Origin of the sequence: Algoriphagus sp. 4150, from assembly GCF_031457395.1 — a bacterium.
Classification (GTDB): Bacteria; Bacteroidota; Bacteroidia; order Cytophagales; family Cyclobacteriaceae; genus Algoriphagus.
This window is the reverse complement of sequence record NZ_JAVDWS010000014.1, coordinates 32021-56901: the sequence shown is the minus strand read 5'-3', so window position 1 is coordinate 56901 and position 24881 is coordinate 32021. Positions and strand designations below refer to the sequence as shown.

Here is a 24881-nt window from a genome sequence, read left to right as displayed (position 1 = left end):
TGTTTTTCAAAAAAGCATAAGTGCCAGCATTACTAGGTTTATTAGGATCCTGAAAATGAACGCAACGTTGTTTTTACGTGGCTTCTCAATTATTTCCTTGTGTTTCATACTTTGAAAAAGAAAATAAGTTGAGCCGATAATCGTCAGGGAAACGATGATGATCAATGGAACGATTAGAAATTCCAGCGCAGTTATTCTACTTGCAAATGCGTTTAAGATAAATGAAACCATAGTCACCACGCTTCCAATGGAATGGGCTTTTTGGATATGGGATAAAATATTGATGTCTGTATCTTTCATAATGAAATGCCTGACTTTTTAAACAAAAATGAGCGTCTTAGAATAAGCTTCGCTCTAGGTCAAGGTTACTTCGGTCACCCGTCTTCGGTCTTCGGACTGTTTTTTAAAAACACCTTTTCAAACTCGAATCTCTGCCCATTGAATAAACCTTTGTCACTGAGTTTTAGGTCAGGAATTACCAGCAATGCCATAAAGCTCAGCGTCATAAAAGGAGAGTTTAGCGTGGCGCCCATTTCTTTGGCCAGTTTATTGATCTTAGTATATGCTGCAGCTACTTCGTAGCCATCGGAGGCGGACATAATTCCGCCTACAGGAAGGGGGAGGATTTCTTCCTGAGTTGCTGATACGGCAGAAACCCCACCTTTGGCTTCTATGATCAGATTGACTGCTTTGCAAATGGATTTATCATCGATACCGACTGCTATGATATTATGTGAGTCGTGACCTACTGAAGAAGCAATTGCTCCGGTTTTCAATCCAAAGTTTTTAATAAAGGCCACCGCCGGTGAAGCATCTTCGTAGCGGTTGACCACGATGATTTTTAGGATGTCTTGGGATGGGTTTGATTCGGCAAAACCCTCTTTGATCAGAACCTCTCCGCTGATCTCCGGAGTGATCAGTTGCCCGTCCAAGGCTTCGATCACTCTGACTTTCGATCCCTTGGCTTTGAGCTGAAAGTCTTCTGGCTTTTTCAGAGAAGTATGGAAATTGTTGATGATTTCATTTTTGATAGAAGGGATCAATGTCTTGCCATTTTCAGCCACTTTCTCCCCATTGATATACGTACCGATGACTTGGAAATCCTTCAAATCTTTCGCTAGAATAAAATCAGCGGGATCACCTTCTTTTAATTGCCCCACATTCATGGAATAGTGTGCGATGGGATTAATACATGCGGCTTGGAGAACGTTGAAAATGTTTTTGCCCTTAGCGACAGCGCGAGCTGCGAGTTCATTGATATGAGAAACTGCAAGATTATCGGGATGCTTATCATCCGAGCAAAACATGATCATCTCCGGATAATCATCGATAAGGTCGATCAGAGCATCGAAGTTCTTGGCTGCGGAACCTTCACGGATAGCGATTTTCATTCCTAGCTTTAATTTTTCTAACGCCTCTGCTGCTGTAAAGCATTCATGATCGGTACTTGGGCCGGCACTGATATATTTCTCCGCAAGTTCTCCTTTCAGCCCAGGAGCATGTCCGTCGATAGGTTTGCCGTGTTTCTGTGAGATTCGGATTTTCTCCATCACCACTTTGTCCCGGTTCACCGTTCCGGGCCAATTCATCATTTCTGCCAAGTAATGAATTTCGGGACGTGACATCAGGTTTTCTATATCAGCTACATTGATTTCTCCACCTGCCGTCTCGAAAGGTGTTGCCGGTACACAGGAAGGTGCGCCGAAATAAAATTTAAAAGGGACCTGTTTTCCGTTGGCTATCATGTATTCCACTCCCTCCATCCCACAGACATTGGCGATTTCATGCGGATCAGATACTGTTGCTACTGTACCATGCACCACTGCCAGCCGGGCAAATTCGGAAGGCACCAACATTGAAGATTCCACATGTACATGAGCATCGATAAAGCCCGGCATCAAATAAGGCAAGGAGGAGTCAGTTAGGGTTTTTTCCAGCTTGGAAATTCTACCGTCTTCAATAGTAAGAGAAACAGTATAAATTTCCCGGTTTGGGATATCGACGAGTTGAGCTTGGATTTGCATGAAAATGTATGGGGAAATTAATTGGATAGAATCTGTATAAGCGATTCACTGCCATGGTTTGGGGACTGGTTTAGATTAAAACTACTATATTTGCGCAGTAATAAAAAAACGAATCAAGCGGGTTTTTGAATGAATAAAATCGTCATCGCCATCGATGGGTATTCGGGATGTGGGAAGAGCTCCACGGCTAAGGCAGTTGCAAAGGATCTGGGATATACTTACATCGATTCCGGAGCCATGTATCGGGCGGCGACTTTACACTTTTTGAATCACTTTCTTTCTCCAGCCAATCCACACGATGTAGAAAAAGGATTGAAATCACTTGAAATTTCTTTTCACCTCAATTCGGATACACTCAAGCAAGAGACCTATCTGAATGGATTGAATGTGGAAGATGAAATCCGTACGATGCGAATTTCAAGCAAAGTGAGTGAAATAGCCACGGTGGCCGCTATCAGAAAGGAACTGGTAGCCCAGCAGCGACGTCTTGGGAAGAAAAAGGGAGTAGTCATGGACGGTCGGGATATTGGTTCGGTGGTTTTTCCCGATGCTGATCTAAAGGTGTTTATGACTGCAGATTTGGAAACAAGAGCTGTCAGAAGGCAAGCAGAACTTTTAGAAAAGGGGGAGTTGGTAGATCTTGAGGATATTAAAGCCAACCTCGCCGAAAGGGATCGTGTGGATTCTTCCCGATCAGAAAGTCCGCTAAAGAAAATGCCTGATGCTGTGGAGGTAGACACGAGTAGTAGTACCTTTGCGGAGCAGGTGGGGAAGATTGTCCATGAGGCAAGACAAATCATTGATAAACAAAATAGCTATGCTGGTAACCATTGATAAAAACTCAGGGTACTGCTTCGGTGTTGAATTTGCCATAAAGATGGCTGAGGATGAGATGGAGCAAAGCGATCAGCTGTATTGCCTAGGTGATATCGTACACAATGATATGGAGGTCTCCCGTCTCAGTGCAAAGGGATTGGTGGTCATAGATCGCGAGCAGCTGTCAGAATTGCATGATTGTAAAGTGTTGATCCGAGCCCATGGAGAACCGCCGGAAACGTATAGAACTGCAATTGAAAACAATATAGAGTTAATCGATGCTTCCTGTCCCGTAGTGTTGAAGCTTCAGCATCGGGTGAAAAGTGCTTTTGACAAAATGGAGCGTGAGGATGGGCAAATTGTCATTTATGGCAAAAAAGGACATGCAGAGGTCATTGGCTTAACCGGGCAAACGCTTGAAAAAGCTATTGTAGTGATGGAGGATTCCGATTTGGATAAAATAGATTTCTCCAGACCTGTGACGCTTTTCAGTCAGACCACGAAAAGCACTAAAGGCTTTTATGAAATTTCTCAGAAAATCGAAGAACGTATCCAGGCTGCCAAGCAAGAGGTGAACAGGGAGACGTTCAACCCAAATGATTCGATTTGTCGTCAGGTCTCTAACCGTGAACCTCAATTGCATCGCTTTTCTCAGGAGAATGACGTGATCTTATTTGTCTCAGGAAAGAAAAGCTCCAATGGTAAAGCGCTTTATCAAGTTTGCCTTGGGCAAAATCCAAGAAGCTACTTTATAGAAAATGAGAGTGAAATAAAGTCTGACTGGTTTCAGAAAGATGAAAAAGTAGGGATTTGCGGAGCTACTTCCACCCCAATGTGGCTGATGGAGCAAGTGAAATCTTATGTGGAATCACTCGAAGAAGGAGTGCTTTCAGTATAAAACAGAGTTATTTAAAATGTCAGGAAGCCATTCTTCCGAAAGTTCAAACATTAAAGTTCATATACCCTCAAATTAAAAAGGTTATTTATTAGATTTGGGGCGTTTTTCAAAAGCTCATAGTTCAAAAACAGATATGTCTAAAATAGTGAAGCTTAAGAAAGGTTTTGACATCAATATGGTGGGAAAGGCTAAGCAAGAGCTTGCTGATTTCGCCCAGGCTCAAACCTTCGCAATTAAGCCGACAGACTTTATCGGGCTCCAACGTCCGAAAGTTCTTGTCAATGAAGGAGATACCGTAAAGGCAGGTACTCCAATCCTGATCGACAAAGCATTGGATCAAGTAATTTATGCGGCACCTGTTTCCGGCAAAATTGTCGAAGTGAAGAGAGGTGATCGTCGCAAATTGCTTGAGATCAGTATTTTGGCGGATGCTACCATCACCCACGAGCAGTTTGGTCAAGTTGATATTGCTTCTCTCGATAGAGATGCTTTGGCAGCTAAATTGGCAGCTAGTGGTGCATGGCCCAATATCATCCAAAGACCTTTCGGTATAGTTGCAAATCCTGCTGATACTCCTAAGAGTATTTTCATGTCTGCTTTTGATACGCACCCTCTAGCTCCGGATTTTGCTTTTGCACTACAAGGGCAAGAGAAATATCTTCAGGCGGGTATCGAAGCCTTGGCAAAACTTACAAGCGGCAAAGTCCACCTGAATGTAGATGGTTCTAAGGCCGTACCTGCAGTTTTTTCTAATTTGAAAGGCGCCCAAGTAAATAAATTCTCAGGACCTCATCCTGCCGGTAACGTAGGTGTACAGATTCACCACCTTGATCCGATCAATAAAGGTGAAATAGCCTGGACAGTCTCTCCTTACGGAGTAGCTCAGATCGGTAAATTCATTTTGGAAGGTATTTATGATACATCCAAAGTGATCGCTGTGACCGGTTCCGAATTGACAAAAGCGGCTTATGTGAAAACTTACAGCGGAGCGTGTGTTTCCACTTTCGTGAAGGGGAATCTTAATTCAGGCCACGTTAGGGTAATTTCCGGGAATGTGCTTACAGGGGAGAAAATCGCTTTGGAAGGATACTTGGGTTATTATCACAATCAGATCACGGTTATACCTGAGGGAGATTATTATGAGTTTATGGGATGGGCGAAGCCTACCACCAGACTCAGCTACCACAGGGCACTGGGATTGCTTTCCTTCCTTACCCCAAAGAAAGAATTCGTTTTGGATTCTAACGGCCGAGGAGAAGAGAGAGCATTCGTGCAGACTGGTGTATTTGAATCAGTAACTCCGATGGATATTCTTCCTGTTTATCTTTTGAAAGCCATCATGGCAGAGGATTTTGACGAAATAGAAGAATTGGGGATCTATGAGATCGTGGAAGAAGATTTAGCTCTTTGCGAGTTTGTGGATGTTTCAAAACATCCTGTGCAGGAGTTGGTGAGAAAAGGAATTGAATTAATCCAATACAGTTAATCCATATGAAGTTTCTAAGAGATTTATTGGACAAGCAAAAGCCACTTTTCGAAAAAGGGGGAAAGCTTGAAAGTCTATATTACGCATTTGAGGCAGGGGAGACGTTTATGTTTAGCCCTAAGCATACTACAGGTATCAAAGGAGCTCAGGTAAAAGATGCTATCGATCTAAAACGGATGATGATCACGGTGGTAATCGCCATGATTCCTTGTTTGCTTTTTGGTATTTATAACACCGGGCACCAGCATTTATTGGCCACGGGAGGAACAGCGGGTCTTTGGGAAGACTTCGGTGACAAAACTTGGCTTGGAGTACAGTTGGTTTTACCTATCATCATTGTAGCATATGCTGCCGGTGGTATTGTAGAAGCAGTTTTTGCAGTGATCCGAAAGCACCCAATCAATGAAGGTTTCCTTGTGACAGGAATGCTGATTCCATTGGTGGTACCGGCTACTACACCATTGTGGCAAGTAGCTTTGGCCACTGTGTTTGCTGTAGTGATAGCAAAAGAAGTATTTGGAGGCACCGGGATGAATATTCTGAACGTAGCCATGACTGCAAGAGCATTCTTGTACTTTGCTTATCCTGCTCAGATTTCAGGAGATCAGGTCTGGACATATTTAGGAGATAAAACACCTGTTGACGGTTTCTCAGGAGCTACGGCACTTTCTGTAGTGTACAATGCGGGGGTAGATGGCACTCAAACGGCTGTAGAGGCTTTAGCAAGTCACAATGTGGAATTGGGCTCAGGTTTATATGAATTTGCCAATCTGTTTATGGGCTGGATTCCGGGTTCTATTGGAGAGACATCCACTTTGATGGCATTGATCGGAGCGTTCATACTTATTGCGACCGGTGTAGCAAGCTGGAAAATCATCGTTTCAGGATTTGCAGGTGCTTATATCATGGGATTTGTGATGAACCTTTTAGCGGTAAATGAATACATGGCACTGCCACCTCAGTATCACTGGGTAATGGGAGGCTTGGCATTTGGGATTGTCTTTATGGCAACCGATCCGGTGTCTGCTTCTCAAACTGAAACGGGGAAATGGATTTACGGTCTTTTGATCGGGATATTAACAGTGATCATTCGTGTGACTAACCCTGCTTACCCTGAGGGGATTATGCTGGCAGTGTTGTTTATGAACGTGTTCGCTCCATTGATCGATTATTATGTAGTTAAGGCAAACAAAACAAGGAGGTTACAACGTGCAACAGTCTAACGCTTATATTATTACGTTCTCCGTCATCTTGACGGTAGTTTTGGGATTACTTCTATCGGGCACTTCGCAAGTGCTGGGTCCGATGCAAAAAGAAGCCATCGCTCTGGATACCAAAAAGCAAATTTTGGGCGCGGTGATTCCTGTTGAAGAAGTCAATGCAATGAAGCCTGAAGAGGTGAATAAGTACTATGAAAGTCATATCGCTTCTATTGTGGTAGATGTCAATGGTGAGGAAATCACTGAGAAAGACGGAGCCACAGTCACTGCAGAGAGTGTGGATATTGCAAAGAATTATAAAAAACCGGCTGAAGAAAGACTTTATCCTGTGTTTATTTATCATGAAGAAGGAGATAAGAATAAAGTTCAATCCTATATTTTCCCATTATATGGTGCAGGTCTATGGGATGCGATCTGGGGCTATGTTGCGTTGGAGACTGACATGAATACCGTGGGCGGTATCACTTTGGCTCATGCTGGAGAAACTCCGGGGCTGGGAGCTAGAATTACTGAATCAGGCGTACAGGATCGGTATGTAGGAAAGACTATCTATGATGAATCCGGTGAACTGAAAGCAGTAGAAATGCAAAAAGGTGAAGGGAAAGATTACTCTGATAATCCTCATCAAGTGGATGGCATGTCTGGGGCAACGATTACTGCTAAAGGGGTAAATAATATGCTTAGAAATTATTTGGGCTATTATGAATCTTACATTAAGAGTCAGAAATCTTCTTCTTCAGCAGTAGCTGTGCTTTAATCGAAACATCAACTCAAGAATTATTTAAATATGAGTGCTGAAACTATAGAAAAAAAGCCTGCAGAGGCGCTGCTTTCCAAACGCAGAAAAAAACTTGTTAGTGATCCTCTTATTGATGACAATCCAATTACCATTCAGGTATTGGGTATCTGTTCTGCCTTAGCTGTCACTACACAAATGAAGCCTACCTTGGTAATGGCTATTGCAGTAATTTTCGTGGTAGTTATGTCTAATTTGCTGATATCATTGCTGAGAAATACAATCCCAAGCAGGGTACGGATCATCGTGCAGTTGGCTGTAGTCGCCACTTTGGTTACCTTGGTTAATGAAGTGTTGAAGGCGTTTGCATATGATATGTACAAAGAGCTTTCTGTATTCGTTGGCTTGATTATCACTAACTGTATTGTGATGGGACGTCTTGAAGCTTTTGCCTTGGGCAACAAACCTTACGATTCTATCCTTGATGGATTCGGATCAGCTTTAGGATACTCATGGATTATACTTACAGTAGCCTTCTTTAGAGAATTGCTGGGATCAGGAGCAGTATTTGGCGTTCCTGTGTACGAGTATATTTCAAGTTTATTCGGACCTGACTTCAAATTGGCCACAAATGGTCTGATGGTTTCCCCTGTGGGAGCATTTATGGTACTTGGGTTACTTATTTGGATCCAGCGTACAAAGACTGGCTATGTTGAACATTAAAATCAGCTGAAGAAATGGAATTAATTAATTTAGGAATTCGGTCGATCTTTATCGACAATATGGTTTTTGCTTACTTTTTAGGGATGTGTTCATTCTTGGCTGTGTCCAAAAAAGTAAGTACAGCAGTAGGACTTGGTGCGGCAGTAATATTCGTCTTGACGGTTACGGTGCCTGTCAACTGGCTTTTGAATGAATATGTACTAAAGGAAGGTGGTTTATCATGGGTTAATGCTAGCCTTGCTACTATTGATTTGACCTTTTTGAGATTTATCATGTTTATCGCCATTATCGCTGCCATGGTGCAACTTGTGGAAATGGTGGTAGAGAAATTTGCCCCTGCTCTCTATGGAGCACTGGGGATCTTTCTTCCTTTGATAGCGGTGAACTGCGCAATTCTGGGTGGATCGCTTTTCATGGCACAGAGAGATTATACGCTTGCTGAATCTGCTGTTTATGGCTTCGGCTCCGGTACAGGTTTCTTTTTGGCTATTGTGGCACTTGCTGCTATCCGTGAGAAACTGAAATATTCCCATGTGCCAAATGGTTTGAAAGGTTTGGGCATTACTATGCTCTTGACCGGATTAATGGGGTTGGCCTTTATGTCCTTTATGGGGATTGATCTATAATCACATTAAGCTTAAGAATATAGCGAAAAGCTCTGGGATGACATCTCAGAGCTTTTGTTTTTAGCGGTAATGGGTTTTTGTCCATTACATTGTAACTTTTGACCTTGAAACTAGTTAATCAACAATCCTGACTCTTATGAAAACCTTACTTACTTGCTTTTGCTTTCTGGCACTTACATTTTCGGTCTCAGCCCAGAACGGCGAATGGATTGAACTCTTCAATGGCAAAAATCTGGATGGGTGGAAAATTTCTGAAAATTCTCAATCCTTTCAGGTAGAAGATGGAGTGATAAAAGTGGCTGGTCCACGTGGACATGCTTTCTATGCCGGAGATGTGGCTAATCATGACTTTAATAATTTCGAAGTGATAGCTGAAGTGAAAACCATGCCTGGGGCAAATTCAGGTATTTTCATCCATACCCAATACCAAGAAGAAGGTTGGCCGGAGGTAGGCTATGAGATCCAAGTGAATCAAAGCCATAGTGATTGGAGAAAAACAGGCAGCGTTTATTCTTTTCAAGACGTAAAGGAAGTCTATGTGGAGGACGGGGAATGGTATACTGAACACATTATAGTAGAAGGTGATGTAGTGACAGTAAAAGTCAATGGAGAAACAATCAACGTGTATGACCAGTCCAAAGACGAAAACCGTAAAGGGGATCTAGGTACTAAAAAAGTAGATCGGGGAACTATTGCCCTTCAGGCTCACGATCCTAAGTCAGTAATTTATTTTAAAAGTGTAAAAGTTAAAATTCTTCCTGATTAATTCAGAGAGAAAGTATCTTCATGCATTAATCCTGATTATTATTGAGTAATAATCAGGATTTTCATTTTACATCCATGGCATTTACATACAAACGAGTCCTATCGTACTTCCTTAGAGGGCTGCTATTCGTCACTCCGGTAGTAGTGACACTTTACATTATCTACCAAACCATTCTTTTTCTGGATAATCTGATTCCGGTACCCTTGCCGGGAATTGGGATTTTGATGGTTTTGGCTTTGATTACCTTTGTTGGATATCTGGCTAGTCTTTTCTTCGCCAAACCTATTTTTGATTGGTTTGAGCGTGGGCTGATCCGCATCCCGCTCGTTAATCTGATTTACACCAGCATCAAAGATTTGATGGGGGCTTTTGTGGGGGATAAAAAAAAGTTTTCATCCCCAGTCAAGGTTCAGCTTAGCGATACTATCATACGTTTGGGATTTGTCACTCAGGAGAATATGTCTGTAGTAGGAGAGCCTGACATGGTGGCTGTTTATTTTCCCCATAGCTACAATGTCTCCGGAAATGTGTTCTTGGTACCGAAAGATAAAGTCACCCCACTAGTAGGTGTGAAAAGCTCTGATGTAATGAAATTTATGGTGTCGGGAGGAGTTTCTCCTTTGATTTAATTAAGGTTTATGTATCCGCTTTTCTGACAGTAAAGAGACTAAAGCATCATAGGATTTGGATACCACTAGCGCCGCGGCCACTTCGGTCTTCTGTCATCGGTCTTCCTGCCGTTATACCGAAGAAAATGAGGCTACTGGCATCATTGCGGATAATCATATTAAGGTTTATGGTACCTCACAAAAGCAATCCATTCTCCATCCGGTGACCAGCTATGCACGTTGATAGTGCCTTGTCCTCCGTAGAATACGTCTGTTAAATCCCTGATTTCCTTTGTCTCCACATTAAGCAAACGTAGTTTGACATCCTTTCCAAAAGGATGAGCCCCCTTTTGATCTTCCAGATAGGAAATAATTACCGCTGATTTATTGTCAGGAGAGGGATGCGGAAACCAATTGTCCAAAGAGTCATCGGTGAGTTGTTCAGTATCGGTACCGTCAGGTTTCATTCGATAGGCTTGCATTCTTCCAGTTCGATTCGAATTGAAATAGATCCACTTTCCGTCATAGGAGTATTCTGGACCATCATCAAGTCCCTCAGTATCAGTTAGCCTTTTCTCAGTGCCTCCAGCTGTAGGGATGGCATAAATATCCCACAAGTTGTCCCGCATGGCGCAATAAACCAAGGTAAGTCCATCAGGACTTATGCCATGCCAATAGCTTGGATGATTTGGAGTGATTAATTTTGGCTCGCCCCCAGCAAGCGGAACTGTATAAATTCGAGATCCTAGGTCTTGATCATTTTTGCTAAACACCAATAATTTTCCGTCAAAACTTAGCCCATGATCATTGTTTGCACGTGAGATTTTATCAGGCTGAATTTGACCTAATTTATTCCCTTGAAGATCTATTTTTTCCAGAAATCCACCTGAATTAATGAGCAAGAATTTTCCATCCCTAGACCAATTGGGAGCTTCGAAATGTCTGGTTTCTTTTAAAATTGCTTTTTGTTCTCCTGAGCTAACGTTGAGAATAACCAGTTCACTGGAAGTTCCCTCAGGGACTTGTTGTGCAGTTACTGTACTCGAAAGAATCAAAAAGATGATTGCGAAAAGAACTTTAATGCTAGGCATGATGGGGTTATGTTGCTTATTCTCTTAAGATAAGCAACTGTGAATAAACTTATTGCATCACTTCTACCACAGGCTCTTTTTTTTCTGTAAAGCGACCAATTTCCCAAATGACCTGATTTTGCAGCTTCATAGCCTCTTCAAGCCAAGCTTGGTTTTCAGGATCTACAGCAAGCATCAATCCTCCGCTTGTCTGTGGATCGCATAGTTTCACCAAGTCCATTCCTACCACACCTTTGGTTTTCGCACTGTAAGCATTCCAATTGCGGTACGTATTGTCAGGAAAAATAAATTGATTGATGTATTCCTGCACTCCTGCTATCATCGGAAGTTTGTACAGATCTATCTCTGCAGATAGTCCTGCGCCTTCGCACATCTCTATCAAATGTCCCAACAGTCCGAAACCTGTGACATCTGTCATGGCATGAACTTCCTCATGATTCCCCAGAATTTCACCTACCGAATTCAATCTGCAAGCAGTATCCAGCAAGCTTAGGTAGTCCTTATCAGAGATCTTTTGACGTTTGAGCGCAGTCGCCAACACACCTACACCAAGCGGTTTGGTTAGGTAGATGATGTCTCCTGCTTTTGCGCCATTATTAGTTTTGATTTTATGGGGATGAATAATTCCATTTACCGAAAGTCCGAAAATCGGATCTTTTGCAGCAATGGAATGTCCACCGGCCAATTCTATACCCGCAGCTTTGCAAATTGTTTTTGCTCCTTCCATGACTTTGGCGGCCAGCTCGGGTGCCAGCTTTTCTACAGGCCAACTCAGGATGGCATTTGCAAAAATCGGTTTACCACCCATGGCATATACATCTGAAAGAGCATTCGCAGCAGCGATTCTCCCAAAGTCAAAAGGATCGTCCACAATAGGTGTGAAAAAATCAACTGTATTGATCACTGCCAAATCCTCTGAAACCTGATAGACAGCCGCATCATCTTTATTTGAGTTGCCTACCAGCAGATTTGGATCATTTTGTGAAAAGGATCCGCTTGCCGCTAGGATTTGATCAAGTATTGCAGGTGCAATTTTGCATCCGCAACCGGAGCCTTCACTCCATTCAGTCAATCGTGTAGGGTTATTTTCCATGAATTTGGGATTTAGCTTCGAGCAGCTTTTTAATGGATTTTTCCGGATCGATCCTAGAGAGATCTAGTTGGATCGTTTTGGATTGGGTATGTTTATCCAGATCAAACGCATAAGTTTTGTCGTAATAGATCAGCATATTTGTGATCCAGTCAGCATGATTTTCTTCTATGATTGCTTGTATCGCCTGTGAAGTCCGTAAACCACCCAAACGCTTTTTCAGACGTAGAACAGCCAAAACCAACTCGTCAGTAGGCAGACGGGCATATTCTTCGGTGATTAATTCGATTCGTTCTTGTTCAGTTTTTATAATCTCGATTAGTGGAGATGTCAGCATTTGCTGATAAAATCGATCAGGGAGAATTAACCTGCCGATTTTCCTGCTCTCATTTTCTACCCAAACTGCTTTCAAGGGATCATGCCTACGCAAAGCTTCGGCAAAGATGTTTTCAAATTGCTCCACTGAAGGCTGGGCAGGCTGGCCAATAGAACCAAAGGAAGATCCTTTGTGATTTGCCAAAGCCTCAAGATCAATGAACTGCTCGCCTGTTTCCTGAAGTTTTTGCAATAATCGGGTTTTTCCCGTTCCTGTTTTTCCTCCTAAAACAATAAGGTTCCAGTCTTTTCTGACCAAGTCAAAACTATACGTTCTATAAGTTTTGTATCCTCCTTTCAGGCGAAATACTTCAAATCCAACTATGGATAGAAGCCAGGATAGAATCTGACTTCGCATTCCACCACGCCAGCAATAGACAATCATTTTTTTCTTGGGAAATTGGGCTACAACATCTTTAAGGATTAGGTGAAAACGAGGGCCTACCAGTTCAAAACCCTTAATAGTGGCTTCTTGCGATCCTTTTTCTTTGTAAAGCGTACCGACTACAATTCTTTCCGAATTAGTAAGGATAGGGATGTTGACAGCACCTGGAATATGACTTTGGGCAAATTCTCCTTCACTTCTCGCATCGACCAAAGGATATTGATCTCGCAAACTCCAAAAATCATCTAAGGAAATTAACTGCTCCGCCATAAAGTATGAAGATAAAAAAAGCCGCAAGGATTTCCTTGCGGCTCTGAATGTAATGTAGTCAACTAATTAAAGCTGAGCATCTAGTTTTTGGGATAAAACAGATTTTGGAACTGCTCCAACTTGCTTGTCTACGATCTCGCCGCCTTTGAAGAAAAGAAGGGTTGGGATAGATCTGATACCGAAAGCCTGAGCTACAGCCGGATTTGCATCCACGTCTACTTTACCCACTACTGCTTTACCATCGTAATCTCCAGCCAATTCTTCTACTAAGGGGCCGATCATTTTACATGGACCGCACCATTCTGCCCAGAAATCTACAAGAATTGGTTGTTCTGATTTGATGATTTCTTCAAAATTTGCGTCGGTAATTTCTATTGCTTTTGCCATTGTATGTTTGTTTATAAGTTTCAGTTTTCCCCAAATATAGGATTGAAAGGGAATTGGTAGGCAATTAGTTCCGACAGCCCTATAAAAATTGTCTATGACCCATCGATGAAACTTTAACAGAATGCCGGTTTTGGGGAATTGAGTCGTTACCGGATTCAGGTTATTTTTAGATTCTTAGATCAACTGGCCCCCTGAATACATCAAAGCAGCCTGACAATATGATTGCCTGACAACTTGCAGGCACCTATTTACTTCATATTCAAAAGAGATTCGGCCAGCTTGGAGGAATTAAGCCTTGCCCAAGGCTGGCCGCAATCTGCATGATTAGAGCGTCAGGATCCAAAGCCCTGATCTTTGCTCCTTGATACAAGCGAATGTTTAAAGGCTTGTGGCAAATATATCAGGGTAGCAAAGCTCGTTGAACAATATCCAATCGATCTTACCCAAGGCCGCGCTTTTGACCAGACCGCTTCCTTCAGTGATTTTGATCAGTTGATTGGGCTGGATATCGGTGACTCGTTGGGTGGTATTGCTCCCTCCCCATTGGATCTCAATATGATCAATTTTGGTAGCCTTGCCTATGCCTATTTCCCTACGTAAGGGTGAGCCACCGAAGCTCCCTCCTGAATTGACATCACGATAAACACTGCGTGCAATACCGTTTTCCGTAAACGATACTTTTATCCTAGATCCAATGGCATCTCTGTTGGAAGCAACACCTTCTAAGCTGATGTATATCCAGTTGTTGTTACTTTGCCCAGGGTTCATAAAGAGGGAATTCTGGTAGGCATCCCCAGGGTAGGCTCCGCCTAATTGGATGTAAATGTCCTGATCCCCGTCATTGTCCAGATCTGCAAATGAAACTCCATGCCCTTTTTGCAAGTGACCGACCCTTGCGGAAGCGGTCACGTCTTCAAACCTTTCCCCACCAATGTTTTTGAACATCTTATTGGGGATTAAAGATTGGTATTGGGGATTGCCCGTGCCTAAGTACATGTCCAGAAAACCATCGTTGTCAATGTCCCCGAAGTTGGCTCCCATCGCAAAAACCATCTTATTGAGACCAAGTTCATTGGCCATGTTGGTGAATGTTCCGTCACGGTTATTTCGGTAGAGGAGCATTTTATTCTTGTTACCTGCTAGAATGTCCAGTTTTTCAGCCGCAGCATAGTAGGCCATCGATTCCCGAAAACTATAATCACATACGAAAATGTCGAGCCAGCCATCATTGTCATAATCCCAAAACCAGGTTACAAATGAATTGCCCAGGTCATCGTCTAGACCTGCCTGGGAGGTTACGTTTTGAAAACTGATTTCTCCTCCGTCCAATCCGTTGTTTTTCAGAAGCATCCGCTGTCCATTCATGGTGGAGATGAAAATGTCTTGCCAGCCATCGTTGTTGTAGTCTCCAGAAGTGACCCCCTTAATGAACATTGAATAATCACTGTTGGAAATGGAGGCAATGTTTCGGAAAGTACCATCGCCATTGTTGAGATACAGTTCACTGGGATGGAGTTCGAAGGGATCTGATGTCTCATTACCTATGAATACATCCAGAAAGCCATCGTTGTTGAAATCATTCCAAGTGGCTGTCTGTGTGGGATGGAAGGAGAGTATGCCGCTAATGGTCGTGACGTCTGTGAAGGTTCCGTCGCCATTGTTTCTCAGCAATGAGTTGGGTTCATTCCCGTACTTCCCTTTCCATGCTCCCCGCAAGATAAGTATGTCCTTGTATCCATCGTTGTTGTAATCGGCATGGATCATGTTTAGCCCTCCTCTGATATTTTTTAAACCTGATTGCTCAGAAACATCCGTGAAGGTTCCATTGCCGTTGTTTTTGAAGTAATGCAACTGATCTGTCAGCTCCAAACTGGACGTGATGATATCCAAGTATCCATCATTGTCAAAATCTTCGACAATACTACCCCCTGCCATGTTTTTCACGTCAAGTTTCAACCCGCCTGCAATGTCCTCAAAAGGCTGTACTTCAACAGTTCGATCTCCTTCCATATCCGCAATAAGATAGGCAGGCGGAACTTGGTCCGGATAACTGCCCAGGGTCATATATGCAATATTGAGAAGCCATCTGGATTCAATATCTTTCGGATCTCTTTCCAGCAATTGGAGATAGAGATCAATGGCCTTGGTGGATCCGGTTTTGTTCCTATGGAGACCAAGACCTCTCAGAGGGATAATGCATGACTCTGCGGCATGGTCGAATATACAGTTGTCGCGCTCACCTTTCCGCAGGTAGGCAATCGCCAGATCCCTTGTGATACGCTTTGATTGCGAATCCTTTATGGAGGGTAGGACTTTTTCATACAATGTGATGGCTTCATCTTCCCTACCCAATTCCATAAGGATATTTGCCTTCAGGTAGTTGCAATACATGATCTGTTCAGGAGTGTTATTGGGCAGGGCAAGCATAGAGTCCATGTAGATCAATTTGGGAGCAGGGCTGAATATGTTCTCCGCAACAGATGTTTTTTGTCTTACTTGCTCCAATAAGTCGATCATTTCCTGATGGCAGGAAAGATCTCTCGTACAAGAGCTGCATAACAGAACAACCAGCAGGAAGCCTGTAATGGTAATTATGTTTTTTTTCATTTTAAAATGGGTTTGATTGCGCTTTTTCTTTTTTAAGCTTTTGGCATATTTTCCTCTTTGGATACCCTGCGAATCTGAATAGCCCTTTTCTTGTAGAGTCAGGGAAAGTCTTATGTACGACAAAACTTATGGCTGCTCTTCCTGACTTTGCGGATATGCCCGCAAGAACAAAAGAGGGTAGGAATAAGTGAATCTCAGGATTGGCCCTGGGCTGTGTGCAGTAGGTTTTGAAAGACAGATATAAAGTATGCCCATGCCTAATACTGACCATTTGGTCTCATGAAAAAACTGAGAGAACTCATACGGCCTTATGAGAATCGCTTGCTTGAGAATTTTTCTTGATCCATTAAGTAAGTGATTCATTCAAAAGGAAGCCTTGGTATTTACCCATAGGCATCTCCTTTGGATGATCACTTAGTATGGGAGACCACTCCAAAGACAGCAGAAACAAAGGATTTCTGTCTGTTTTGCAGGCGATTGTCAAAATTGAAAGGTATGGAAGAAATCAACCCAATTCTGGGGGAGGGGTATGGAGTGGGAGCTCTTGGCTTTCATAAGCCATAAAAACAAAACCTAAGTATTCTTCTCCATTAATGAAAAAGGGAGTAAAGTCAAATTCATTCTGGGGCGGAGTATAATCTTTGATAAAAAGTTTGATAAGCAGTGAATTGCCATTTTGATGTGGGGTCTCATCTTGGGTCAGGGAACTTATCCATTGCCTGATGGTAGTGTTCAAGTTTCCTTTAGCGATGTCCGGTACATAGACCATGTATAGAGTATCGCTTTGATAGCGTTGCTTGATCACCCGAAAGTGTTGACCATCTTTTTCAAAGGAGATATTGGTAATATGAAACTCTTCCTGATCTGAGGCGTAAGGCATGGAAAGTGGGATTTTCAGTGTCTTTTCTTCCAATTCTCCTTTGGTTTCATTGTATATCCAGTCAGTCCAACTAGATTCGATTTGGGACTTCATAGAAAAGTAAACCACATAATATCCAAAGTGGTACTGTGCGAAGCAACATAAAAGCAATATGGATACTCCTTTTCTCAATATAAAATGCCGTTTGAACCGAAAGCTAGCAAAAAATCCATTAATGGCAAGCAGCGTGTACTGCACTTGATGGAGAGTTTCAATGAAACCAACCAACCCAAACTTAAACACCGTTATACTTCAGTAAAAACAGGCTCCTCGTCTAAATCCGTAAAATAGCCCCAGGATTGAAAACCTTTTCGAACCGATTAGGAAAGCATACTTTTATGAAACCATTTCCTGATTTTTTGTTTTTGTGTGATCTTTAGAAAAAGGTATTTTGCTTCCCTTTACATTACTTTATATGCCACCTCAGGAATTTCCTTTAGTTCCTTGATCATTTCCGCACTTGGGTCAATAGAGAATCTCTTAGAGAAAAGCTCCAGAGCGATATTCTCTTTGCGATCTACCACATCAAAATACAATTTGGCATCGCCTTTATATTTCTCTGTGATTGCTTGTAGTTTCTCCATCAGATCAAGTGTTAGGTCATCCAAGTCAATATTAACCCGAAGACCTTTTACCATTTTGCCACGTATCTCATCTAGAAGGGTGATGTTGCCGATTTTAAATTCCAGTTCATTTTCTGCCCAGCGCTTGCCCGCTACCGATCCACTGATAAACAAAAACCAACCGGGCATAAAGTACTCTTTGAACTTCACGTAATCATCTCCAAACAGAAAGAAGGTAAAGGCACCCTGATAATCTTCCAGCGTAAGAGTACCGAAAGGTTTTCCATTTTTGGTCGTTCTATGGGCAAAAGTGGAGACTGAACCCGCCAGTTTGATGTCACTTCGACTTTTTAAGCTTTCCAGGTCATTTAGGTCAGGCAAAGAAGCATTGGTAAATGATTCGATCTCCAATCTAAACTGATCAAGCGGATGCCCCGATATGTAAAGCCCGACCACTTCCTTTTCAATATTAAGCTGTTGCAGTTGAGTGAAAGGTTCCATCGGAGCAATGGTAGGAAGAGGAACTTCCATACTGCCTGCTCCTCCACCAAAAAGGCTCACCTGATTGCTTTCTTCTTCTTGCTGTACTTTCTGGGCATACTTAGTCGCTTTCTCGATCAAATTCAAATCCCCGTCTGCAGATTCCAAATATTGCCTTCTGTGATGCTGAGGGAAGCAATCAAACCCTCCTGCCATCGCCAGCGCTTCCATTGTTTTCTTATTCAGGGCTTTGGAACTCACCCGCTTTGCAAAATCAAAGATGTTTTTATATGGGCCGTTTTTCTCACGCTCCACTATGATTGCGTCCACAGCTGCTGAGCCTGCTCCTTTGATCGCGGCCATTCCAAACCGGATTTCTCCCGCAGCATTTACTGTGAATCCATTTTTGGATTCGTTTACATCCGGTCCCAATACCGGAATTCCTGCCCGCTTACATTCTTCCATGAAAAATGTCACCTGAGTGATGTCATTCATGTTGTTACTCAGCACTGAAGCAAGATATTCTGCCGGATAATGGGCTTTCAAATAGGCAGTCTGGTAAGCAATCCACGCATAGCAGGTAGAGTGGGACTTGTTAAAGGCATAAGACGCAAATGCCTCCCAGTCAGTCCAGATCTTCGCCAATTTCTTGGCATCATGACCCTTGGCAGAAGCCTGCTCCACGAACTTTGGCTTCATCTTATCCAGTACATCCTTCTGTTTTTTACCCATTGCCTTACGCAACACATCCGCCTCACCTTTGGTGAATCCTGCAAGTTTTTGGGACAAAAGCATCACTTGCTCTTGGTAAACCGTAATTCCGTAGGTTTCTTCCAAGTATTCCTTCATGTCCTCCAGATCGTACTCGATCGGTTCAGTTCCATGCTTACGCTTAATGAAAGAAGGAATATAGGCCAAGGGTCCCGGTCGGTACAATGCGTTCATGGCAATCAAATCTGCAAAAACCGTAGGCTTCAGCTCACGCATGTATTTCTGCATTCCGGCAGATTCATACTGGAAGATACCTACTGTCTCACCACGCTGGAAAAGCTCGTAAGTCTTCACGTCGTCAATCGGGAAATGATCCGCATCTAGCTCGATGCCATGTCTTTCCTTTACGATTCTGATCGCGGTTTTTATAAGAGTCAGGGTTTTTAGACCCAAAAAGTCCATCTTAAGCAAACCGGCTGATTCTACCACAGAGTTGTCAAACTGTGTACAAACCATGTCAGAATCCTTGGCCAAGGCTACCGGGACAAAATTGGTAATATCAGATGGAGTAATGATTACCCCGCATGCGTGGATCCCAAGGTTTCGTACAGATCCTTCCAGCATCGTTGCTTGATTGATCGTTTTGGCAGATTCATCTTGGCCTTTGGATATTCGGATCAATTCATCCGCTTTTGCAATCATTTCGCCCTGACCTTTCAGTTTGTCCGAAAGTGCAGCTCTATTACCAGCTAAGCCAAAAAGTGCTTTCAATTTGATGTCCGGTACCAAATTGGCCAATCGGCCTGCTTCCGCGAGAGGAAGATTCAATACTCTTGCTGTATCCCGAATGGCTGATTTTGCAGCCATCGTACCGTAAGTGATGATCTGGGCTACCTGATTGGATCCGTACTTTCTTATTACATAGTCGATCACACTTTGACGGCCTTCATCGTCAAAGTCAATATCAATATCGGGAAGCGAAACTCTATCCGGGTTAAGGAATCTCTCGAAAAGGAGATTGTATTCGATGGGGTCAATGTTGGTGATGCCTGTGCAATAGGCGACTGCAGATCCTGCGGCAGATCCACGTCCGGGGCCGACCGAAACTCCCATTTTTCTTGCTTCCGCGATGAAATCCTGTACGATCAGGAAGTAACCCGGGTACCCTGTGTTCTGGATAGTGGCGAGCTCAAAATCTAAACGTTCTTCGATTTCCGGTGTGATTTCCTTGTAGCGCTTCTTTGCTCCTTCATAAGTCAAGTGCCTTAAGAAAGCGTTTTCCCCACGTTTCTCTCCATCTACTTCATCTTCTGCATGCTTGAATTCTTCCGGGATTTCAAATGCCGGCAAGAGTACTTCGCGGGCAAGTTTATAGGTCTCAATCTTCTCGGTAATCTCATTGGTACACTCTATTGCTTCCGGCAGATCAGCAAAGAGTTTCTTCATCTCGTCGGGAGTCTTGATATAGAACTCATCATTGGGGAAGCCGTAGCGAAACTCACGTCCTCGCTTTCCGATGTACTTTTTGGGCTTGTCATAGAGCTCGCCATCTTTTACACACAAGAGTACATCATGGGCTTTGGCATCTGATTTCTCGCTGTAATAGGAATTGTTTGCGGCGAAATATTTTACATCATATTTTCTGGCAAATTCCAAGAGTACCTCATTTACCTTTTCTTCTTCCGGAACTCCGTGCCGATTTAGCTCTACATAAAAATCCTCACCAAATTGCTCCTTCCACCACACAAAAGCTTCCTCAGCTTGAGTCTCTCCCACATTCAAAATCAAGAATGGTATCTCTCCCCAAAGTCCGCCGGTCGTAGCAATTAGGTCTCCTTTGTATTGGACCAAAACTTCCTTATCGATTCTTGGCAAATAATAAAACCCTTCAATATTGGCGTAGGAAGCCAATTTTGCCAAGTTGTGATACCCTGCTTTATTTTTTGCTAGTAAGACAGTTTGGTAGCCATCGTCTTTGTTGGATTTGTTTTTTCTGTCTCTACATAGATTGAATTCGCACCCCAAAATAGGCTTGATGTCCTTACCGATAGCTTCTTTCACAAAGTGAAAGGCGCCCATCATATTGCCATGATCCGTCATCGCAATTGCAGGCATTCCGAGCTCTTTTGCCCGTGCTACCATTGCAGGGATCTCACAAGTAGCCTGAAGTACCGAATATTGGCTGTGGACATGCAGGTGTGTAAATGGAATGTCAGTAAGATCAGAAATATCCGCTTTACCTGCCTGTTTCAGTACATCTTTTGCGGCGGCTTTTTGAGCATCTTTTGCTTGCGCAAAGTTAGCTTCCTCCAGCTTTGGAGCTTCGTAGATTACTTCAGGGATTGTAATTCCAGCCTCGGGTGCTTGTACTCCTTGGGTGATCAATCCAAAGAAACAGCGGGCTGTAGCATCCACGTCATAAGCCGCATCGTGGGCGTCGCCAAAGCCTTTGCCAAAAAGTTTTTGGTGTAACTCCGTTAGTGTTGGCCATTTGAATTTGCCTCCTCGACCGCCCGGAAGTGCGCAAAACTCCGTAGAGATATCCTTTGTATCCAGCTGCTTTGCCATCAGCGGCATAGTAGCTTCTGCCCGGTAATATTCCGAGCCCACTACATTGACATCAAACTCGACATTGTGTCCCACCAAATAGTTGGCTTGCTTCACATCTCCTTCAAAGATTCCAAGGATTTGCTTCAGGTCATGGCCTTCGGCTAAAGCACGCTTGGTCGAAATCCCGTGCACTTTCTCCGCATTGTAGGGAATGGTAAAGCCTTCGGGCTTGATGATGTAGTTGTGATTCGAAATCAGATTTCCCTTCCCATCATGCAGTTGCCATGCGAGCTGGACTAGCCTTGGCCAGTTGTCCACATCGGACATGGGGGCATTGTAATCGCGGGGAAGACCTGTGGTTTCTGTGTCAAAAATTAAATACATACAGCTTGGGGAATTGAGACTTCAAATTAGGGCTAATCTCTGAAAGGAGACAAGTGGAGTGGGGGTAATTGTCGGAGATTTTTTATCCGAGTCGAATTTAACCATAGTGTACACGGAGGGTAGCACAGAGGGTACAGCTTAATTACGGTTGTCTTGCTATCTCTAGAAGCTGGACTTGGCGAGTCTTTTCACCCACTGCCTTCCTGGCACGTAGCTTGAATTACAAGTCATGGGTATCACATTGGGACTTTTAATCTCTGAGTAGGTAGATTGGTTTTCGGGTGAAAATGAAGATTAGGAGAATTCTGGAAAATCTCTCCATGATATCACGTTTCCATAAGATCTTTTTTGGTTTAGACTACCCGCATTCACCAAGCCTTTTGAGGATATGGGAATGCTGGAAATCGATTCGAACTTCGCCAAGCCCCTGAAGTTTTCTGTTAGGACTGTTTCACTGGCTTTGATTTCAAAAATATCAGATGATGTTCCCTTGTCCAAAAGCAGGTCAACTTCGTCGCCATCGTTATCTCTCCAAAACCAAGGACTTTGGTTTTGATATCTGCGGTTGAGTTGCTGCATTGTACTTTCGAAGATGCATATATTTTAATTTATTGTATCTTCTAAGGTGCAAATTGAGAGGTTTTGTGTATCTCAAGAGGTATAGTAATTTATCTCTTGTCCTCCCAAGGCATGTAAATCACTTTTTTGGTTTCAAAAAATTCTTCTTTAAAGTAGTCTTCCAGATGATAAACAACATAGGACTTGCCTAATTCTTCCATTTCTTCATCGACTTCACCGCCTTTGAGATAAAGGATGCCATTGGGGTACTCGTTGATGTCTTCTTTACGGATTTTGTTTTTCACCCAAGGATAAAAATTAGCCATGCGGGTGACTGCCCGACTGATCACAAAGTCGTATTTGCGAATTAGCTGCTCAGCCCTGGCCTGCTGGGCTTCCACGTTGGTAAGCTTCAATTGCTTCACTACATCCTTCACCACAGTGATCTTTTTCCCAATAGAATCCACTAAATGGAAATGTGCCTCTGGAAACATAATCGCCAAAGGAATCCCAGGGAAACCACCACCCGTACCGATGTCCAATATTTTCGACCCGGGCTCAAATGGCATCACTTTCACTATTCCCAAAGAATGTAGCACATGATGCACATAGAAATGCTCCATATCCTTGCGGCTGATCACATTGATTTTGGAGTTCCAATCTTCATAAAGCTCTTGAAGTTGGTCGAATTGTGCAAGCTGAGCCTCGGTAAGGTCAGGAAAATAGGAATGAATAAGCTGGGTGCCAGAGTTCATTAAATGTGTTTTTGTTTGCCGGCGGCAATTTCGTAAAGTAATTCTCTGGATCGGTGAAGTTGTGCCTTCACAGTTCCCAATGGTTTTTCAAGTTCTTGCGCGATTTCCTCGTAAGAGAGCTCGTCAAAATAGCGTAACTGCACCAGCTTTCTGTACTTGGCGGGAAGCTTGTCCACGAAAATCCTCACCATTTCGATCCGCTGCGTGCGGATGAACTCATCCTGTGGATTATTGTCATCATCTTCCACGTCGATGGTAACTGAGTTTCCTCCATCATCAGACATGGTCGTATTCAGACTCATAGTTTTGAGTTTCTTCTTTCGGATGAAGTCAATAGTATTGTTGGTAGCTATGCGGAACAGCCAAGTGGAAAAGGTGTAATCCTTTTTGAATCGGTGGAGGTTTTTAAAAGCTTTGGCAAAAGCCTCCATAGTAAGATCTTCAGCATCATCTGCATCCCGGATCATTTTCAAGATCATGTAATAAACGGCCTTTTTATAACGCTTCATCAAAGAGGCGTATGCCTGCTGATCTTTCTGATGTACAGCCTGATCAATTAACTCAAAGTCCTCGAGTGCTTTCTTAGAAAAACCGCGTTCGTTTATTTCCATTGGATGTCTTTTGCCTGATGGGATATTGTCCCTAAAATCCAAAAATAACCTAAATACAAGAAATCCAGTATCCAGATGTTTTTTGGTGGTTTAGTTCCTTGGATCTTTTTCTCTGCAGCTTTGAAGGTAAGCGTAAGAAGAATAGACCTCAGTAGGATAATACCGAAAACAATCGAAAAATGTTCCCAGCGGTGGGCTAAACCGGCATAAATAAGTAATCCTATTCCTCCAAGCCAGAATAATGCATGGGAAAAGGAGTATAGTCCAATTTTGCGCTTGTCTTCGCCACGGTAGTACTTCCCCACGTGAAGATGTCTTTTTTTCTGGACAAGATACTCTTTGCGGGTTTCTTTTGGCTTGGAAATCGTGTTGGCTTCCGGGTCCATAACTATTGCGGTATTTTTACCACTCGCATGCTGATTCAAAAAAAGATCATCATCTCCTCCTTCAATATGCCAAATTCCTTTAAACGCTTTTACATTCATGAAGAAATCCTTGCGGTAGCATAGATTCCTGCCAACTCCCATAAAAGGCCTATTCCACAGCCCAAAAGAGATGTAATAAAGTGCCGTAAGCAAAGTTTCGAATTGAATCCAATTATTCAAGAACCCCGGTTTTTGTTCATATCCTGAAAACCCTACAGCAAAAGTTTTGTTTTGATTTCTCACCGGCGCGGTCATTTTTCTGATCCATTGGTTGGTCTCAGGTATGCAATCTGCATCAGTCAGGAGTATGATGTTGTGTTTGGATACTTTTATTCCCAGTGTGAGAGCGTATTTCTTGGCTGTAACATGCGGGGGGGTGTACTTGATTGTGACAGACCGAAGTTTCGGATAGGTCTCTATCATTTTTTCCAAGAGTCGCTTGGTTCTGTCTGAAGATCGGTCATTCACGATCATGACATCGAAGGTCGGATAATCTTGTTCGAAAAGCTTAGGAATGAGTGTCTTGAGATTAGAGAATTCATTGCGCGCACAGATGACCACAGTCACGCCTTCTTCATTTCTCAAAGTAGATTGGGATTTGTGGCCAGCGTAAAAGGCCGTCTTCCCAAAAATAAACAAGAGGTAAATGGCTTGTATAAGTATTCCAATACCGAAGAAAAACCAAAGTAAAAATAGGCCCATAGGTCGCTTTTGCTCGGCAAATATAAAATCAAATTCAGCAAACCATTTAAGAATAAGCGTATATTTTTGTAGGCTGATTGAGACAATGTATAGAATGTCTCTCCGGCAACCCATT

22 protein-coding genes are annotated in these 24881 nt (G+C 42.9%); 9 read left to right on the top strand and 13 right to left on the bottom strand.

All coding sequences use genetic code 11. The features are described from left to right. Nucleotides 1–6: 6 nt before the first annotated feature. Together J2X69_RS16810 and ade are read right to left on the bottom strand one after the other, a co-directional pair. Nucleotides 7–300 (bottom strand): hypothetical protein, encoded by a 294-nt coding sequence (locus J2X69_RS16810; RefSeq protein ID WP_310105820.1) that lies wholly within the window; start codon nt 298–300, stop codon nt 7–9. Nucleotides 301–374: 74 nt separating this feature from the next. After that, nucleotides 375–2024: an adenine deaminase gene (gene ade / locus J2X69_RS16805; RefSeq protein ID WP_310105818.1), complete on the bottom strand. Its 1650-nt coding sequence runs from the start codon at nt 2022–2024 to the stop codon at nt 375–377. A 129-nt stretch (nt 2025–2153) separates the two neighbouring features. Here ade and cmk point away from each other — a divergent pair, with 129 nt between their 5' ends. From cmk to J2X69_RS16760, 9 genes are all read left to right on the top strand, one after another. Continuing rightward, on the top strand, nt 2154–2858 hold the full coding sequence (cmk, locus tag J2X69_RS16800) for a (d)CMP kinase (RefSeq protein WP_310105815.1): 705 nt from the start codon (nt 2154–2156) through the stop codon (nt 2856–2858). Further along, nucleotides 2842–3738, top strand: a complete 897-nt coding sequence (locus J2X69_RS16795) for a 4-hydroxy-3-methylbut-2-enyl diphosphate reductase (protein ID WP_310105811.1) — start codon at nt 2842–2844, stop codon at nt 3736–3738. The genes cmk and J2X69_RS16795 overlap by 17 nt, the downstream gene beginning before the upstream one ends. Nucleotides 3739–3871: 133 nt before the next feature. Continuing rightward, on the top strand, nt 3872–5224 hold the full coding sequence (locus J2X69_RS16790) for a Na(+)-translocating NADH-quinone reductase subunit A (RefSeq protein ID WP_310105808.1): 1353 nt from the start codon (nt 3872–3874) through the stop codon (nt 5222–5224). A gap of 5 nt (nt 5225–5229) precedes the next feature. Beyond that, the gene (locus tag J2X69_RS16785; protein WP_310105806.1) at nt 5230–6447 is read left to right on the top strand and encodes an NADH:ubiquinone reductase (Na(+)-transporting) subunit B; all 1218 of its coding nucleotides are present in this window, start codon (nt 5230–5232) and stop codon (nt 6445–6447) included. Next, nucleotides 6434–7201, top strand: coding sequence for an NADH:ubiquinone reductase (Na(+)-transporting) subunit C (gene nqrC, locus J2X69_RS16780; RefSeq protein WP_310105804.1), 768 nt, complete (start codon nt 6434–6436; stop codon nt 7199–7201). Before J2X69_RS16785 ends, nqrC begins: the two co-directional genes overlap by 14 nt. A gap of 30 nt (nt 7202–7231) precedes the next feature. Next, the gene (locus J2X69_RS16775; RefSeq protein ID WP_310105802.1) at nt 7232–7903 is read left to right on the top strand and encodes an NADH:ubiquinone reductase (Na(+)-transporting) subunit D; all 672 of its coding nucleotides are present in this window, start codon (nt 7232–7234) and stop codon (nt 7901–7903) included. A 14-nt stretch (nt 7904–7917) separates the two neighbouring features. Beyond that, nucleotides 7918–8529, top strand: coding sequence for an NADH:ubiquinone reductase (Na(+)-transporting) subunit E (gene nqrE / locus J2X69_RS16770; protein ID WP_310105800.1), 612 nt, complete (start codon nt 7918–7920; stop codon nt 8527–8529). A 136-nt stretch (nt 8530–8665) separates the two neighbouring features. Next, on the top strand, nt 8666–9295 hold the full coding sequence (locus J2X69_RS16765) for a DUF1080 domain-containing protein (RefSeq protein WP_310105797.1): 630 nt from the start codon (nt 8666–8668) through the stop codon (nt 9293–9295). Between the two features lie 74 nt (nt 9296–9369). Next, complete coding sequence (locus tag J2X69_RS16760) at nt 9370–9924, top strand: DUF502 domain-containing protein (RefSeq protein WP_310106057.1); 555 nt, start codon at nt 9370–9372, stop codon at nt 9922–9924. Nucleotides 9925–10082: 158 nt separating this feature from the next. On the opposite strand, the gene J2X69_RS16755 is transcribed toward J2X69_RS16760, so the two are convergent. The 11 genes from J2X69_RS16755 to J2X69_RS16705 form a co-directional block, all read right to left on the bottom strand. Continuing rightward, complete coding sequence (locus tag J2X69_RS16755) at nt 10083–10994, bottom strand: DUF5050 domain-containing protein (RefSeq protein WP_310105793.1); 912 nt, start codon at nt 10992–10994, stop codon at nt 10083–10085. Nucleotides 10995–11043: 49 nt separating this feature from the next. Then, nucleotides 11044–12087: a selenide, water dikinase SelD gene (selD, locus tag J2X69_RS16750; RefSeq protein WP_310105790.1), complete on the bottom strand. Its 1044-nt coding sequence runs from the start codon at nt 12085–12087 to the stop codon at nt 11044–11046. Beyond that, nucleotides 12077–13114: a tRNA 2-selenouridine(34) synthase MnmH gene (gene mnmH / locus J2X69_RS16745; protein ID WP_310105789.1), complete on the bottom strand. Its 1038-nt coding sequence runs from the start codon at nt 13112–13114 to the stop codon at nt 12077–12079. The genes selD and mnmH overlap by 11 nt, the downstream gene beginning before the upstream one ends. 66 nt (nt 13115–13180) lie before the next feature. Continuing rightward, a complete protein-coding gene (gene trxA / locus J2X69_RS16740) occupies nt 13181–13501 on the bottom strand; it encodes a thioredoxin (protein ID WP_310105787.1) in 321 nt (106 codons plus the stop codon). 378 nt (nt 13502–13879) lie between these two features. Continuing rightward, nucleotides 13880–16108 carry an FG-GAP-like repeat-containing protein gene (locus J2X69_RS16735; RefSeq protein WP_310105786.1) on the bottom strand — a complete coding sequence of 743 codons (2229 nt, stop codon included), beginning with the start codon at nt 16106–16108 and terminating at the stop codon, nt 13880–13882. 505 nt (nt 16109–16613) lie between these two features. Then, on the bottom strand, nt 16614–17081 hold the full coding sequence (locus tag J2X69_RS16730; RefSeq protein ID WP_310105784.1) for a hypothetical protein: 468 nt from the start codon (nt 17079–17081) through the stop codon (nt 16614–16616). Between the two features lie 347 nt (nt 17082–17428). Next, on the bottom strand, nt 17429–21715 hold the full coding sequence (dnaE, locus tag J2X69_RS16725) for a DNA polymerase III subunit alpha (RefSeq protein ID WP_310105782.1): 4287 nt from the start codon (nt 21713–21715) through the stop codon (nt 17429–17431). Nucleotides 21716–22009: 294 nt separating this feature from the next. Further along, nucleotides 22010–22294: a DUF4143 domain-containing protein gene (locus tag J2X69_RS16720; protein ID WP_310105780.1), complete on the bottom strand. Its 285-nt coding sequence runs from the start codon at nt 22292–22294 to the stop codon at nt 22010–22012. A gap of 89 nt (nt 22295–22383) precedes the next feature. Then, a complete protein-coding gene (rsmG, locus tag J2X69_RS16715) occupies nt 22384–23028 on the bottom strand; it encodes a 16S rRNA (guanine(527)-N(7))-methyltransferase RsmG (protein ID WP_310105778.1) in 645 nt (214 codons plus the stop codon). Further along, entirely contained in the window at nt 23028–23639 is a 612-nt protein-coding gene (locus tag J2X69_RS16710) for a sigma-70 family RNA polymerase sigma factor (protein WP_310105776.1), read from the bottom strand. Before J2X69_RS16710 ends, rsmG begins: the two co-directional genes overlap by 1 nt. Beyond that, nucleotides 23630–24880 (bottom strand): glycosyltransferase, encoded by a 1251-nt coding sequence (locus J2X69_RS16705; protein ID WP_310105774.1) that lies wholly within the window; start codon nt 24878–24880, stop codon nt 23630–23632. Before J2X69_RS16705 ends, J2X69_RS16710 begins: the two co-directional genes overlap by 10 nt. Nucleotide 24881 lies beyond the last annotated feature (1 nt).